The organism is Qipengyuania huizhouensis, from assembly GCF_019711635.1.
In the GTDB taxonomy this organism is placed as follows: domain Bacteria; phylum Pseudomonadota; class Alphaproteobacteria; order Sphingomonadales; family Sphingomonadaceae; genus Qipengyuania; species Qipengyuania huizhouensis.
In genome coordinates this window covers 35202-49847 of sequence record NZ_JAIGNT010000010.1, presented here as the reverse complement: position 1 = coordinate 49847, position 14646 = coordinate 35202, and the positions used below count along the sequence as shown (strand labels likewise).

Sequence of the window (14646 nt, the reverse complement as noted above, 5' to 3'; positions counted from 1 at the left end):
ACGTGTGGGACATCGTTTTCTCTGCGGCCAACATCCTGGCGATTGTAATGTGGTCAGCGCTCATCTTCCTTCCACGCTGGCCGGCACTGCTTGCAGCGGTACTTTACCTCGGCATCGGTCTTTTGTGCCTGACCTATATGCTCGGTCTGGTCGGGATTTTGTCCGGATTGCTCGACCCGGTTGGCGGAGATGGTTCCGGTTTCGATTTCGGTTCGATCGAAGGCATCCGTTCGATTTTTGCGAGCGACGGCGGTGTTGCGATAGGCTGGATCCATTATCTGGCCTTCGACCTGTTCGTGGGGCTCTGGATCGTGCGAGACGCGGATGCGAAGGGCTTTTCGCGGTTGCTTCAGGCTCCAATCCTTGTCGCGACATTCATGGCGGGGCCGCTGGGACTTCTGGTATGGCTGGCAGTTCGCGAGCGCCGCGCGAGGGCCGCCGGGCGCTGGCAGTAGGAGCGTTCCGAAACCGGTTGCGCGATGCAACTGGCGTGGCATGATGTCATCGAAGCTGAAAGCAGCGGAGAGGATATATGGAAGCCACGCAGAAGCTCACATTCGATGAGCTTATCCAGCATTGGGCAGTCGAACGGCCCGATAACGTCGCGCTGGAGCAGGACGATGAAGCGCTCACCTTTGCGGAGCTTGAAGTTCGCAGCCGCAAGATCGTCTCCATGTTGGCTTCACGCGGCGTGGGCAAAGGCGATCGGATCGCGTGGCTCGGCAAGAACTCGCGCCATTATTTCGAACTTTTCTATTCGGCTGCTCGTGCCGGTGTGGTCATGGTCCCTATCGGCTGGCGTCTCGCTGCTCCCGAAATAGCCTATATTCTCGGCGATACAGGAGCGAAACTGGTCTTGCTTGGCGAGGGCTTCGGCGAGTTGGCCGGCAAGGCCTGCAAGCAGATGGAATCCCCTCCGGATATCCTTTCGACCGGTGATGCGCTCAGGGAAATCGAGAACTCCTCCGCCGGCGCGTTCGCTCCTGCTGGTCCCGACGATCCCGCCCTCCAGCTTTATACTTCGGGCACAACCGGAAATCCCAAGGGTGCCGTCCTGACGAACCGCAACCTCTTTGCGCTACGCATGCCGAGCCAGGAGGCGGACCAGCCATGGTCGCACTTCGACGAGGATGAGGCCATCCTCGTCTGCATGCCCTGCGCGCATATCGGCGGGACGGGGCTTGGCATCATGGCGATGGGTTCCGGTATCCGTGCAATTGTGCAGGAGGAATTCACGCCCGATGGCGTGCTGGATGCTTTCGAGCAGGGCATAACCCGCCTGTTTATCGTGCCGGCCGCGCTACAGATGGTCGTTCAGCATCCGCGCGCGAAGACGACCGACATGTCCGGTGTCAAATATGTTCTCTACGGGGCGGCGCCCATTCCGCTCGACCTGCTGCGAGAGGCGGTAAGAACCATCCCGGATGCCGGATTTCTTCAGTGCTACGGCATGACCGAAACGACGGGGACGATCGCAGTCCTTCCACCCGAGGATCACGATCTGGCGGGCAATCAGCGGATGAAATCGGCGGGCAAGGCCGTGCCCGGCGTCGAACTCAAGGTCGTCGGGGAAGATGGGCGAGAATTGCCCCGCGGCGAGGTGGGTGAACTGATCTGCAAGAGCCCGTCGAACATGGCGTGTTACTGGAATCTGCCCGACGCTACGCAGAGCTCGCTGAAAGATGGCTGGATGCACACGGGCGATGCTGCCCTCATGGACGAGGACGGCTACGTCTACATCCAGGACCGGATGAAGGACATGATCATCTCGGGCGGCGAGAACGTATATCCGGCACAGGTCGAAAGCGCGATCTATGGCCATCCCGCGGTAGGCGAAGTTGCGGTGATCGGAGTGCCCGACGACACCTGGGGGGAAGCGGTGAAGGCCTGCATCGTGGCCAAGGCAGGTCAGGAAGTGGATGCAGATTCGGTGATTGAGTGGACGAAGGAAAGGCTTGCCGGTTTCAAGGTGCCAAAGAGTATCGATGTGCTCGAGGTGATGCCCCGCAACGCCAGCGGCAAAATCCTCCGCAAGGATTTGCGGGCCCCTTACTGGGAAGGCCGCGAGCGACAGGTCAATTGAAGCGGACCTCGCCCTCTGCTGCTCGAAACTCTGCTCCGATCGCGGATGTTCTGGCCAAGGAGTTGCCTGAAACCGGGCTCGTGCTGGAGGTCGCCAGCGGGACTGGTGAGCATGCGGTATTCATGGCGGCGCGTTTTCCCGCGCTGCAATGGCAGCCGACCGATCGGGATCCGGCGGCTCTGGAATCGATTGCTTCGTGGGTGAGGCAAACGGGATATGCAAATCTCGCGGCCCCATTGGAGCTGGATGCGAAAGAGGGGAACTGGCCAGTGGTGCGGGCAGACGCGCTGCTATGCATCAATATGGTCCACATCAGCCCATGGGCGGCAACGCAAGGTCTGTTCGAGCGAGCCAGCCAAGTACTCACCACCGGTGCACCGCTCATCCTCTACGGCCCGTCTTTCGAAAATGGGAAAGAAGCCGTACCGTCGAATCTCGCCTTCGATACGAGTCTGCGCAGCCGTGATCCTGCATGGGGAATCCGGTATGTCAGCGAAATGGATGATTTGGCGGAACATACTGGTTTCGTCCGCACGGCCAGACACCATATGCCTGCTAACAATTTGACGCTGGTATACCGCAGAAAATAGAAACGCCCGCCGGTAAGGGCGGGCGTCTCGCCATTCTTCGCAATGTCGTGAGTTGCGCTCAGTCGATCGCATCCTCGCCCGCCTCGCCGACGGATTTAATATCTTCGCCGAGCCCCTTGACAGTGTTGCAGGCTGTCACCCCGAGTGACAATGCTGCTACCGACAGGAGCAGTGCGGATTTACGGAAGAATTCGGGTTTCTTTTTCATGGTTTAGTCGATTGCATCCTCACCGGCTTCGCCGACGGATTCGATGTCTTCGCCAACACCCTTGACCGTGTTGCAAGCGGTGGCTGCGAGACTCATCGTGGTAATTCCGAGGGCGAGCATAAGCTTCTTGATCATGTCTATATCCTTCCCGAAGGGCCCGAACATCAGGCGTTCAACGGGTTAGAACGGGTAAACAATAACCCGGTTCCCTTAACGCCAGCTTGGCAGAAGTTCCGCTGGTACCCATATCGCGCGCCATGCACGAATTCCTGACGTTTGCCAGCGAAGCAGATATGATCGCCCTGTGGGGGGCGAGTTTCCTTCTATGCGCCGGATTTGCGCTTGTGATGGAGCGGCGCCGCGCCAGGCGTGCGCAGATCGACGGGGTGGGGTGGATGCCCTGGACCGGACTTTTCCTGATCTGCGCGGTGATAGGCGGCGGCTTGCTGGCCGTTGCAATTCCGGGAATTATACGCGGTTAGCGAGCTAGAGGCAGGCTTCCAGATAGGCTTGGTCGAAGCCGAACTGGCGCGCCTTTTCCAGCGTGTAGGGGCGCAGGCCAGAGGAACGGAATTCGCCGAGAATCTTGCCGTCGTCGCTCTCGTCCAGATACTCGAACTTGAACAGTTCCTGCGTCACGATCACATCGCCTTCCATCCCGATCACCTCGGTGATGTTGGTGGTGCGGCGCGAACCGTCGCGAAGGCGCTTTACCTGAACGATGAGATCGACCGATTCGGCGATCTGGCGGCTGATGGCTTCTTTCGGGATCTTGATGTCGCCCATCAGGATCATGTTTTCCATACGGCCGAGGCACTCGCGCGGGCTGTTGGCGTGAAGCGTACACATCGAGCCATCGTGGCCGGTATTCATGGCAGCGAGAAGGTCGAAACACTCCGCGCCGCGAATTTCGCCCAGGATGATGCGGTCGGGACGCATACGCAGGGCGTTCTTCACGAGGTCGCCGATGGTGATTGCGCCTTGGCCCTCGAGGTTCGGCGGACGGGTTTCGAGCGGCAGCCAGTGCGGCTGCTGCAGGCGAAGTTCTGCCGCGTCCTCGATGGTCAGCACACGCTCGCCCGGATCGATCATCTTCGACAGGGCGTTGAGCATGGTCGTCTTACCCGAACCCGTACCGCCCGAGATGACGATGTTCATGCGGCATGCGCCCGCGATCTTCAAGGCGGTGCACATCTTGTCCGACATTGAACCGAAGTCGCGCAGCATGTCGAGCGTGATGGGCTTTTCGGAAAACTTACGAATCGAGATCGCGGTGCCGCGCAAGCTGAGCGGCGGTACGATCACGTTCACGCGGCTGCCGTCCTTGAGGCGGGCGTCGGCGAGCGGCGTGGTCTGGTCAACGCGGCGACCGACCTGGTTCACGATGCGCTGGGCGATCTGGAACAGGTGCTGCTCGTCGCGGAAACGGATTGGGGCGAGGGTCAGCTTGCCCTTCTTTTCGATGTAGGTCTGGTCCGGGCCGTTGACCATGATGTCGGACACGTCCGGATCGTTGAGCAGCTCTTCCAGCGGGCCGAAGCCTAGAAGCTCGTCGACCAAGACCTTTTCGAGCGCGAATTGCTCGCGGCGGTTGAGAGTGACCTTCAGTTCGGCCAGCACTTCCATGATGATAGGGCGGAATTCCTCCGACAACTCATCTTTCGTAAGCGTTGCTGCCGCCTCGGGATCGACGCGCTCGAGCAGGCGCGGAAGGACCTGTTCCTTGATTTTGTGGACGCTGGCCTCGAAACCACCGACTTCCGAATCGCCCGAATGGGTCGTGTTCATCCGTTCCGAAAGTCGCGCCATGGCATCGGCACTGGCAGCCGATCCACCGGTGCCGGGAGGAGGAACGCTGTCCTGCGGCAGCGGTGGGAACTGTTCGCCGCCGGCCTGCTTCTTTTCTTCCTTGTCGGGTACGCCGCCATGCATCGGCCGAGCGACACCGAATTGCGGACGCGATCCGGCGCCCATGCCAGCCGGCCCATTCTTCCGCCCGAATGCACTCATTGCCTAAACCCCCGAGGTCGTAATCGTCGTGACGCAACCCAGCTGTCTTCAAGACGGCGAATTCCGCGTATGCAAGTTTGGTGAATAAGTTGGAAACCTTGATTTTTTCCTAACCGGTCCATTCAGCACGACGAAAATGCTGCCACCTTCGTGGCGCCGCAGAAAGGCGCCGGGACTGCATAGATTATGGCATCGAACGATATACTTTGGCACGGAAGCAAAGCGGGATGTGTCCGGGCCAATCCGGTCGAGCGGCTCGTGGGCATCTAGTGTCTTTCCCCGTGGGACAATTGCTGTATGCGCAGCTCGTTCAAGGCCGCGTGATCTCAACCAGGAATTACCCACCTCGCCATGCAACATTCAGAACGTAGCGGTATCCTGATCGCGCTGTGCGGTTTCGCCCTGCTCAGCGTCGGCGATGCAGTGATCAAGACCATGTCGGGGGAATGGTCGCCTCTGGCCGTGGCGGCGTTGCGCTTTGCGCTCGGTTCCGCCGGTCTTTCGGTTCTGCTTGCCGCGAATGAGGGGAAGGCAGCTTTCCGGCCTGGTAATCCAAGGCTGCAGGCCGCGCGGGGATTCTGCCTTGCCGCCGCGTCGCTCTGTTTCTTTTCGGCCATCTTCGTAATGCCTCTGGCGACGGCAATGGCGCTTGCTTTTGTTTCGCCGGTAGTTGTCGCGCTGCTTAGCGGGCCGCTATTGGGCGAGAAGGTGCGAGCTGCGGTCTGGTTTGCATCTCTGGCAGCGCTGGTGGGTGTCGGACTGGTTCTCAGGCCGAACCTTGCCGAATTGGGGTTGGTTGCACTCCTGCCTCTGGCTTCAGCTTTCTTCTTCGCGCTGATGATAATCGCGAACCGTGCGAGTGCGGGGCAAGGCAGCGCCCTGTCGATGCAGGTCTTCGTGCAGATCGGCGCCATGCCGCTCCTGATTCTTGCCGCTGTGGGCGGGCATATTTCGGGGTTCGAGAATCTCCAGATTTCTGCGCCGGACTGGACGATCGTAGCCCGCTGCGCCGTAGTCGCTATTACAGCAAGCAGCGCCCACTGGCTGGCATATATAGGAACCCAGCGTGCGGGCGCAGCAACCATAGCGCCGACTACCTATGTCCAGATGCTGGTCGCGACCTTCCTGGGTTGGTGGTGGTTTGGCGACATTCCCGATCTGCTTACGCTGGCCGGCGCCGCGATCATAATCGGTGCGGGCTTGTTGCTGTGGTGGAGCACACCGCGGGAACCAGTGAACTTAAGTGCCGATTGATCGGCAGACGGAAGGCATTAAGTGTGCTTTCGACAGATGAATAAGGGGTCACGTGCATGTGCGGAATAATCGGTATCGTCGGCAAGGAAGCTGTAGCGGAAAGGCTGGTCGACGGACTGAGGCGCATGGAATATCGCGGCTATGACAGCGCGGGTATCTGCACGATAGAGGAGGGCAGGCTGGTCCGCCGCCGTGCCGAAGGCAAGCTCAACAATCTGGTCGTGGAGCTTGCGAACAATCCGGCGCCTGGCGATATCGGCATCGCGCATACCCGCTGGGCGACGCATGGTGCGCCGACCGCGAACAATGCCCACCCGCATGCGACGGACCATGTCGCGCTGGTCCACAATGGCATTATCGAGAACTACAAGGAATTGCGTGCCGAGCTGCGTGAAGCCGGGCGCAGGCTGGAAAGCGATACCGACAGCGAGGTGGTAGCACATCTCATTTCGCGTCTGGTGGAACAGGGAGAGACGCCGGAAAGGGCTGTCGCCAATGTTCTCCCTCGCCTTCGTGGCGCCTTTGCACTCGCAATCGTTTTTCGCGAGCACCCCGATATGGTGATCGGTGCGCGGCGCGGCTCGCCTTTGGTGGTGGGTTACGGGGATGGCGAAACCTATCTCGGCTCCGACGCGCTGGCGCTCGCGCCCCTGACGCAGCAGATTACCTATCTGGAAGAGGGCGACTGGGTCGTCGTCCGCCGCGAAGGTGCAACCATTTACGACGAGAACGGTGAAGAAGTAGAGCGCGAAATTCGCAGCTCGGGTGCTTCCGCCGCTGCAGTGGAAAAGGGCAATTATCGCCACTTCATGCAGAAAGAGATTTTCGAGCAGCCCATCGTGGTCGCGCAGACGCTCTCCTCCTATTTGCGGCAATCAGACAACTCCGTGGCCTTGCCGCAGTTCGACTTTGACATCTCGAGCGTAAAACGCGTGACGATCGTCGCTTGCGGGACGTCGTTCTATGCCGGTATGGTCGCCAAATACTGGCTCGAGCAATTCGCCCGCGTGCCGGTCGATATCGATGTGGCCTCCGAGTTTCGCTATCGCGAACCGGTTCTCGAAAACGGGGGGCTTGCCCTGTTCATCTCGCAAAGTGGCGAGACGGCAGATACACTGGCGGCGCTCCGCCATTGCAAGGAAAACGGGCAGACTATCGGTGCAGTCGTCAACGTGCCGACAAGTACCATGGCACGTGAGGCGGATCTTTTGCTTCCGACACATGCAGGGCCGGAAATCGGTGTCGCATCCACGAAGGCGTTTACCTGCCAACTTGCCGTACTGGCTGCATTCGCGGCGCACATGGCGGTGAAGAAGGGGCTGATGAGCCGCGAGGAAGAGCAGGAGGTTGTCGCGCACCTGCTCGAGGCACCCGCTGCGCTAAATGCCGCGCTCGATCATGACGAGGATATAGCCAGTATGGCGCATCTGATCGCTCCGGCGCGCGATGTCCTGTATCTCGGGCGCGGCCCGGACTATCCCTTGGCCCTGGAGGGAGCGCTGAAGCTCAAGGAAATCAGTTATATCCATGCCGAGGGCTACGCCAGCGGCGAGATGAAGCACGGGCCGATTGCGCTGATCGACGACGCTGTGCCGGTAATCGTGCTCGCGCCCTCCGGGCCACTATTCGAAAAGAGCATTTCGAATATGGAAGAGGTCCGCGCGCGCGGCGGGCAGATCGTGCTCATATCGGATGCCAAGGGGCTGCAAGAGGCAGGCGAAGGCTGCCTAGCCACTATTGAAATGCCCCGCGTCCATCCGCTGATCGCACCCCTTGTATATGCCATCCCGGTGCAATTGCTCGCGTATCATGTTGCCTGTGCGAAAGGGACCGATGTCGACCAGCCGCGCAATCTCGCAAAATCGGTCACCGTCGAATAGAAATTTCGCAGGTAAATCGGGTTCTTAGGGCCAATTCGGCCAAGTATCGCGAGCGGTTCGGACGGTGCGGAAAATCACCTGCGGTTTACGCGAGAATAACCTTTCGCGACTAAGCCGTTAATCGTGAGCGAGAACGAAATCGTGCCGTCCTCCGCGGACAGGTCGCTGAGCATGCGACAGATCATCGGGCTCGATGCGCCTGAATGCGGAGATTTCGCGCGTCTGCATGGCAGGCAATATTCGATGGTCACAAAGCGTGCGGGTACACGCATCGTCTTGCACCTGTTCGCCGCGCTGGTGGTGGGCTGGATGTGCCGTGGCGCAATCCCGGGTATATTACTTGGGATTTGGGGAGCCGTACTCGCCTCTGTTGTTGCCTTCTCCTACTTTCTCGATCGCCGCCTGGGCGATGCGGAAGAACGCGCTTTTTCGATGGAAGAGCTGCATCGCCACGCCCTGTGGTCTGCCCTCAAAGGGGGAGTCTGGTCCGTAGGTATGTGCATGGCCGTAGTCTTCGGACCCAGTGATCAGGTAGCTGCCCTATGGTCGGTGCTGGCCCTCCTCGTGATGGCGAGTGCTGTCAGCCGTTATGGTGCGCCCCTAAGCACCATCGCCTTTACTCTGACAGTGAGCGCAGGGGCCGTCGTGGCAGCCTTGGCAACTTTCAACTACGGTCTCGCCGCCATCATCATTGCCAGCGCATTCTTTGCCTGTTTCGGCGTGATCGAAACTGCACGCGTAGCACTCGGGGCTCGCGTTGCGGAGCTCGAAATGCACGAGAAGAGCGAAACCGTGTCGATGCTGCTGCGCGAATTCGAGGATGGTCAGGCTGACTGGTTGTGGCAGATCGACACGAACCGGCGCTTGCGTTCGGTCAGTCCCCGCCTCGCATTCGCGATGGGGAAAGACATCGCCGAGATCGAAGGTAAATCGTTCCTTCAGCTGATCTCGGGTGACGGCTGGAAGACGGGCCAGTTTCCTTCCAGCATTCACGAACTGGCTGATCGGCTCAAAGGAAAGGAGAGCTTCTCCAATCTTCTCGTGAAAGCGCTCGTAGATGGCCAGACCCGCTGGTGGGAAATGTCGGGAACGCCCATGTTCGACGAGGATGGCTTGTGGCTTGGCTTCCGCGGCGTGGGCTCCGATGTGACGACACAGCGCGAGAGCAGCGAAAAGATCGAATATCTCGCACGCTACGATACGCTTACCCAATTGCCCAACCGGCTGCAGATCAACGAATCCTTGTTCCAGGCTCTGGCATATGCCGGACAATGGCGCGCTCGTTGCGCGCTTCTGATGATCGACCTCGACCGGTTCAAGGCCATCAACGATTCACTTGGGCATCTGGTGGGAGACAAGATGCTGGCGCATGTCGCATCGCGCCTTAAGTCGTTGATGGGTGAAGGCGAATTGTGCGGAAGGCTGGGTGGCGACGAGTTCGCCGTGATAATCCGCGATGCAAGCGATCGCAGCCGTGTGGAATCTCTGGCGAAAGCAATCATTTCGGCACTTTCTGCGCCCTATCATATCGACAATCAGGTACTTTACGTCGGTGCCAGCGTCGGTTCGGCAATCGGCCCAAGAGACGGCAATACGGTTGAGGAACTGCTTCGAAATGCCGACCTGGCACTTTATCGGGCCAAGGATGGGGGCGGGAGCGGACATTTCGAGTACGAGCCTGCCCTGCACAGCAATGCGGAAGAGCGCCGCAAGCTCGAATTTTCCCTGCGAAGCGCGCTCGAAAAGAACGAGTTCGTCTTGCACTACCAGCCGGTGGTGGATGCCAAGACGGAAGAGATCGTCAGTTTCGAGGCGCTGATCCGCTGGAACAGCGAAGAACACGGCTTCGTCAGCCCGGCCAAGTTCATTCCGCTCGCGGAAGATACCCGCCTGATCGTTCCGATCGGTACCTGGGTCCTGCAGGAGGCCTGTCGCGAGGCTGCCTGCAACTGGCCGGAGAATGTCAAGGTCAATATCAACGTGTCGCCCGAGCAACTGGTTGAGCCTGACTTCGCGGGAACGGTTGTGCGCGCATTATCGCACAGTGGCTTGGATCCCAAGCGGCTCGAGATCGAAGTGACCGAGAGCATCTTCATGCGCGACGCCAATGTGGCACGGAAGGCACTCGAGCAGTGCATGGCTCTGGGCTGTTCGGTGGCGCTTGACGACTTCGGGACCGGCTACTCCTCGCTCGGCTATCTGCGCAAGCTGAAGTTCACCACCATCAAGGTCGATCGAACTTTCGTTCAGGGTGCGGCGCAAAACAGTCCCGAGAGCCTTGCCATTATTCGTGCAGTCGTGGCCATGGCGGACAGCCTCGATATGACGACCACTGCGGAAGGCGTCGAGAATGACGAGGAGGCGGAGATGATCCGCCGGCTTGGCTGCAATAAGATCCAGGGCTTCCACTTCGGTCGCCCCATGCCTTCGGAAGATGTGCGCAAGATCTTCCGGAACCGCGCTTCGGGTACACGCAAAATCGCCTGACCTTCTCAGGCGTTCGCAAGCGCCCTCATAGCCCCATCGAATAATGCCAGTCCGTCTGTGCCGCCATGGGCTGCATCGACAGCGCGTTCGGGGTGGGGCATCATTCCCAAAACATTGCCTGCCTTGTTGAGGATTCCGGCGATATCGCGTCGCGATCCATTACAATTCTCGACGTAGCGGAAAGCTACACGGCCTTCGCCTTCCAAGCGGTCGAGCGTGTCCTCATCGGCGAAGTAGTTGCCATCGTGATGTGCCACGGGAATGCGGATTTCCTGTCCGGCTTCATACCCTTGGGTAAAGATGGACTGCGTAGTCTCGACTTTGAGCGATACAGTCCGGCAAATGAAGTGTTGGCTGGCATTTCGCATCAAGGCGCCGGGCAGCAGCCGCGCTTCCGCAAGCACCTGGAAGCCATTGCACACGCCCAGCACCGGCACTCCCCGGCCGGCAGCGCGGACAACCTCACGCATGATCGGGCTGTTGGCCGCCATCGCACCGGAGCGGAGGTAATCGCCATAGGAAAAGCCGCCGGGCAGGGCGATAAAGTCGAGCCCCTCGGGTAGCTCGGCATCGCCATGCCATATGCGGACTGGCGCGGTGCCTGAAACCTGTTCCAGCGCCACCGCCATATCGCGGTCGCAGTTCGAACCGGGGAAGGTGATGACTGCCGAACGGAAAGCCATCAGCCGAGCTTCTCGATCTTGTAGTTCTCGATCACGGTATTCGCGAGCAGCTTCTCGCACATATCGGTGAGCGCTTCGTCACTGGTGTCATCGGCTACGTCGAGTTCGACAGTACGACCAATGCGGACATCGTCGACGCTTTGGAAGCCGAGTCCCTCCAGCGCATGATGAACTGCACGGCCCTGCGGGTCGAGCACGCCGGGTTTGAGGCTGACGAGAACGCGAATCTTCATGGGCTGCCTTTCGATTGGAACGATGCGGTCGGCATTTGCCGCGCGCCTATGCCGCGAGAGGGCTGCAAGAGCAAGCCACGAGGGAGTTCATGTCTGGCGGGAAGTACTTTGAAACCGACTTTATGAACCGCAGAATTTTTGCCGATCCGGCAAATAGAATTAGCCTGTATCGTCCTCCGGTCTTCTTCTCTTGCCAGGCAGCCTAATTGCGCTGGGCCAGCGACTGGTGCACGATCCGGATACGCAGGGCCTCGGCTTCCGTCAGGTAACGCGCAGCCGCTTCCTGCAACATCTGCGGTGTCACATTCCGCAATCGCGTCTCAAGTGTGCGATAGCGGTCGAGCCGGTCAGCCTTGAGCTGGGCTTCCGAGAGTAATCCGAGCCAGTATGGATTCTGGGTCTTCTGCTGCGCGAGATTTTCCAACATCGGGCGGCGGGCGCGATCCAGAAGGTCGGCATCGACCGGATTTTCGCGCAAGTCCTTCGCGATGGAGTCGATGGTTGCGAAGACCGTGTCGGCATCGCCGGGAGCGACGACCACCGAAGTCGAGAAGGTGCCAAAACCTTCATAGGTATCCGACATAGAAGACGAGGCGCCGGGAGAATAAGACGCGCCCAGATTCTCGCGGATCTCCTCCAGCAGTTCCAGTCGCATGACTGTTGCGAGAAGCCGCATCGTCGCTTCTTCCTGCGCATCGCCATCATCCGTCGTGGGCCAGTAGACCTGTGCCAGCGCCTGATCTTCTGCACCGGCATGAGTTAGCGTGACCGGTTCGCGCCGGGCAGTGAAACTGGCTTGCCTTGCGTCCTCGAACGGTTCCAGCACATCTGCTCGCGCTGGTAGCGCGCCAAATGTACGAGCGACCGCATCGATGATCGTGGCCTCGTCGATTTCGCCGACGACCGCGATTTCGATCGGAGCGGAGCCAAACTGATCGGAAGACAGCGCCCGCGCCTGTTCAAGAGTGACTGCCTCCAGCCTATCTTGAGAGGGAATGCCGAAGCGGGGATTATCGTCCGTCAGGACCTGAGGTAGTTCGAATTGCGAAACCGCCTGCGGGGTCGCATCGGCGCTGGCGAGGAATGGCGGCAGGAGCGCCTGCCACCGGCTCAGAGCCTCTTGGCGGAAACCCGGATCCGTGAGGTATGCTGCGGTTAGCTGAAGCTGTAGCTCGAGGTCGGTCATCGTCGTGCTGCCAGAAGTAGAGAACTTGTCTCCGCCCACATTCAATCCACTTGCTACATCACGACCTGCCATGATCCGGCGGATCTCGTCATAGCTGTGCTTTCCGAGCCCACCCTGCGCAAGCGAGGTGGAAAGGAACAGGCCGGTGCCGATTGAATCATCGGGAAGCGAAAGCAGGCCCGATCCGATGCGGATCGAATAACGCAATTTGCCTTCTTCGAAATCGGTCGACTTGAGGTTCAGACGCACTCCATTGGCGAAGCGGATCTGACGGAAATTCAAGTCCTCGACCACAGTATCCGACACCACCTCTCCCGGCGTGCCGAAATCAGTGTAACCGAAAGTCGCCATTTCGTTACTTGATGGAGCCTCCACCGGCATGGCTTGCGATGTGGCTAGTACATCGAGGATAGCCTGCTCACCGCCTTCGACTGGAGTTTTCGAACTTACATGAACCAGCGCCGGGGAAAGGGCATAGTCTTCGCGGAATACTTCGGCGACGGCTTCCGGCATGATCGTCTCGGCGATTTGCTGGAATATCTCCCAATTGGTCTGGGGCGAAACAAAGAGCCGTCCGGTCTTGGCAGTGCCGAGAATGCCGGTCGCGAGACCCGCGCTCTGACGGGTATTCTGTTGCTGTGCGGAATCCCGGAAACTGCGCGTGAAATTAGCAATCTGTTCGGCAAGTTCCGCTTGGGTAAAACCGTGCTCGATCGCGCGGCGCCATTCCTGTTCGCCGACTGACAACGCCTCTTGCCATTCGCCTTCCTTGGCCTGCAGGGTCAGTGATGCCTGATCGTACAATTCGAAGAAGTCACTTCCCGAGATTCCGCCGGAGATGATCGGGGCATCCGGTGAATTTGCGATCTGTTCGAGCCGGCGGTTGAGCATGGCGCGGCCAAGCTGCGAAAGGAGTGAGCGGCGAAAGTCTGCCGTTGTGCTGTGGGGTTCGCGATAGGGTGCAAAACGGTCGATGACAACGAGATAGGGAACGTCCGGATCGACGAAATTGGCGGCGGCTGGTCCTCTTTTCAGGTCGATCATGCCGCCATCGACGTGTTTGATCGCGGCATCGGGCAAAGTCCAGTCGGCGAACCGCTCTCGCACTTCGGCTTCCACCGCCGCGACGTCGATGTCGCCCACGATCACCAGTGCCGCATTGTCAGGCCGATAATAGCGCGCATAAAGTTCGCGGAGGCGCTGTGCAGGGGCCGCATCGATATTCTCGACCGTTTCGTCGGCGCGGAAACGCCCGGCAAAGCGCGTATCGGGCGCGATGAACTTGAGATAATCCTTGATGCGGCGAATCTGGAAATTGTTGCGCGTGCGCGTTTCGGATTGAATGACGCCGCGCTCTCGATCGACCGCATCTTCGGCAATGGTGAGTTCGCTTGCCGTTTCGCGCATCAGCATGAGCGCAGTTCCCAGCAAGTCGGCATCATTCCGCGGCAGGTCGAGCTTGTAGATCGTTTCCTCGAAACCGGTCGAGGCATTGGTGTCCGCCCCGAAGGCAAGGCCTTCGCGTTCGAGCAGCTTGATCATCTCCCCTTCGGGGACGTTGGTCGAACCATTGAAGGCCATATGTTCGATGAAGTGGGCGAGGCCAAGTTCGTCGTCCTCTTCATCGACCCAGCCAACATCGAAGCCAAAGCGAATGGCAACTGCGCTCTCCGGGGTCTGGTTACGCATGATCGCGTAGCGCATGCCGTTTTCAAGGATTCCGTACCGAACCGAAGCATCGGGTGCGATGTCGTAGATCGGCAGGCCCCAGCCGGTTTCGCTGCGCTGTTGAGCCTCGGTCTGCGCTGGCACCGCATCCTGCGCAGCGAGCGGCGCGACGAGCGCGATAAGAGGCAGCGCGGCAACCGCGCGTGCAACATTCAGTAATTTCATCTGGCGTCCCTTCATTCAGCCGCAATCGCGACCGTCCCGGATGGGAGAGTACAGATTGGGCTGCTGAGGGCAAGGACAGCTGCCCCGCAATCTGCAAAAGTCACTCCCCTTCCGATGAATTGCAGGTTCTATTTTGGCA

General features: G+C 59.5%; 13 protein-coding genes. 7 read left to right on the top strand and 6 right to left on the bottom strand.

Annotated features, from left to right (window positions below):
• The first annotated feature begins 2 nt into the window (after positions 1–2).
• The 3 genes from K3180_RS09565 to K3180_RS09555 all read left to right on the top strand — a co-directional run bounded on the left by K3180_RS09565 (position 3) and on the right by K3180_RS09555 (position 2673).
• On the top strand, positions 3–455 hold the full coding sequence (locus tag K3180_RS09565) for an abscisic acid-deficient protein Aba4 family protein (RefSeq protein WP_221540321.1): 453 nt from the start codon (positions 3–5) through the stop codon (positions 453–455).
• 77 nt (positions 456–532) lie between these two features.
• Positions 533–2083 (top strand): fatty acid--CoA ligase, encoded by a 1551-nt coding sequence (locus K3180_RS09560; RefSeq protein ID WP_221540319.1) that lies wholly within the window; start codon positions 533–535, stop codon positions 2081–2083.
• A complete protein-coding gene (locus K3180_RS09555) occupies positions 2080–2673 on the top strand; it encodes a DUF938 domain-containing protein (RefSeq protein WP_221540316.1) in 594 nt (197 codons plus the stop codon). Before K3180_RS09560 ends, K3180_RS09555 begins: the two co-directional genes overlap by 4 nt.
• A 58-nt stretch (positions 2674–2731) precedes the next feature.
• Here K3180_RS09555 and K3180_RS09550 read toward each other — a convergent pair whose 3' ends face one another.
• Positions 2732–2881 carry an entericidin A/B family lipoprotein gene (locus K3180_RS09550; RefSeq protein WP_221540314.1) on the bottom strand — a complete coding sequence of 50 codons (150 nt, stop codon included), beginning with the start codon at positions 2879–2881 and terminating at the stop codon, positions 2732–2734.
• 3 nt (positions 2882–2884) lie between these two features.
• Positions 2885–3016 (bottom strand): entericidin A/B family lipoprotein, encoded by a 132-nt coding sequence (locus tag K3180_RS09545; protein WP_221540313.1) that lies wholly within the window; start codon positions 3014–3016, stop codon positions 2885–2887.
• A 122-nt stretch (positions 3017–3138) separates the two neighbouring features.
• On the opposite strand from K3180_RS09545, the gene K3180_RS09540 reads away from it, so the two are divergent.
• Positions 3139–3363: a hypothetical protein gene (locus K3180_RS09540; RefSeq protein WP_247710458.1), complete on the top strand. Its 225-nt coding sequence runs from the start codon at positions 3139–3141 to the stop codon at positions 3361–3363.
• A 4-nt stretch (positions 3364–3367) separates the two neighbouring features.
• Here K3180_RS09540 and K3180_RS09535 read toward each other — a convergent pair whose 3' ends face one another.
• A complete protein-coding gene (locus K3180_RS09535) occupies positions 3368–4891 on the bottom strand; it encodes a TadA family conjugal transfer-associated ATPase (RefSeq protein WP_221540310.1) in 1524 nt (507 codons plus the stop codon).
• A 351-nt stretch (positions 4892–5242) separates the two neighbouring features.
• Here K3180_RS09535 and K3180_RS09530 point away from each other — a divergent pair, with 351 nt between their 5' ends.
• The 3 genes from K3180_RS09530 (at position 5243) to K3180_RS09520 (ending at position 10512) form a co-directional block, all read left to right on the top strand.
• Positions 5243–6145: a DMT family transporter gene (locus tag K3180_RS09530; protein WP_221540308.1), complete on the top strand. Its 903-nt coding sequence runs from the start codon at positions 5243–5245 to the stop codon at positions 6143–6145.
• A gap of 56 nt (positions 6146–6201) precedes the next feature.
• Positions 6202–8025, top strand: coding sequence for a glutamine--fructose-6-phosphate transaminase (isomerizing) (gene glmS, locus K3180_RS09525; RefSeq protein ID WP_221540306.1), 1824 nt, complete (start codon positions 6202–6204; stop codon positions 8023–8025).
• A gap of 171 nt (positions 8026–8196) precedes the next feature.
• Positions 8197–10512 (top strand): putative bifunctional diguanylate cyclase/phosphodiesterase, encoded by a 2316-nt coding sequence (locus K3180_RS09520; RefSeq protein ID WP_221540401.1) that lies wholly within the window; start codon positions 8197–8199, stop codon positions 10510–10512.
• 5 nt (positions 10513–10517) lie between these two features.
• Here K3180_RS09520 and purQ read toward each other — a convergent pair whose 3' ends face one another.
• From purQ to K3180_RS09505, 3 genes are all read right to left on the bottom strand, one after another.
• A complete protein-coding gene (purQ, locus tag K3180_RS09515) occupies positions 10518–11195 on the bottom strand; it encodes a phosphoribosylformylglycinamidine synthase subunit PurQ (protein WP_221540305.1) in 678 nt (225 codons plus the stop codon).
• Positions 11195–11428 (bottom strand): phosphoribosylformylglycinamidine synthase subunit PurS, encoded by a 234-nt coding sequence (gene purS / locus K3180_RS09510; RefSeq protein ID WP_221540303.1) that lies wholly within the window; start codon positions 11426–11428, stop codon positions 11195–11197. Before purS ends, purQ begins: the two co-directional genes overlap by 1 nt.
• Positions 11429–11630: 202 nt before the next feature.
• Positions 11631–14507: a M16 family metallopeptidase gene (locus tag K3180_RS09505; protein ID WP_221540301.1), complete on the bottom strand. Its 2877-nt coding sequence runs from the start codon at positions 14505–14507 to the stop codon at positions 11631–11633.
• Between the last annotated feature and the right edge of the window lie 139 nt (positions 14508–14646).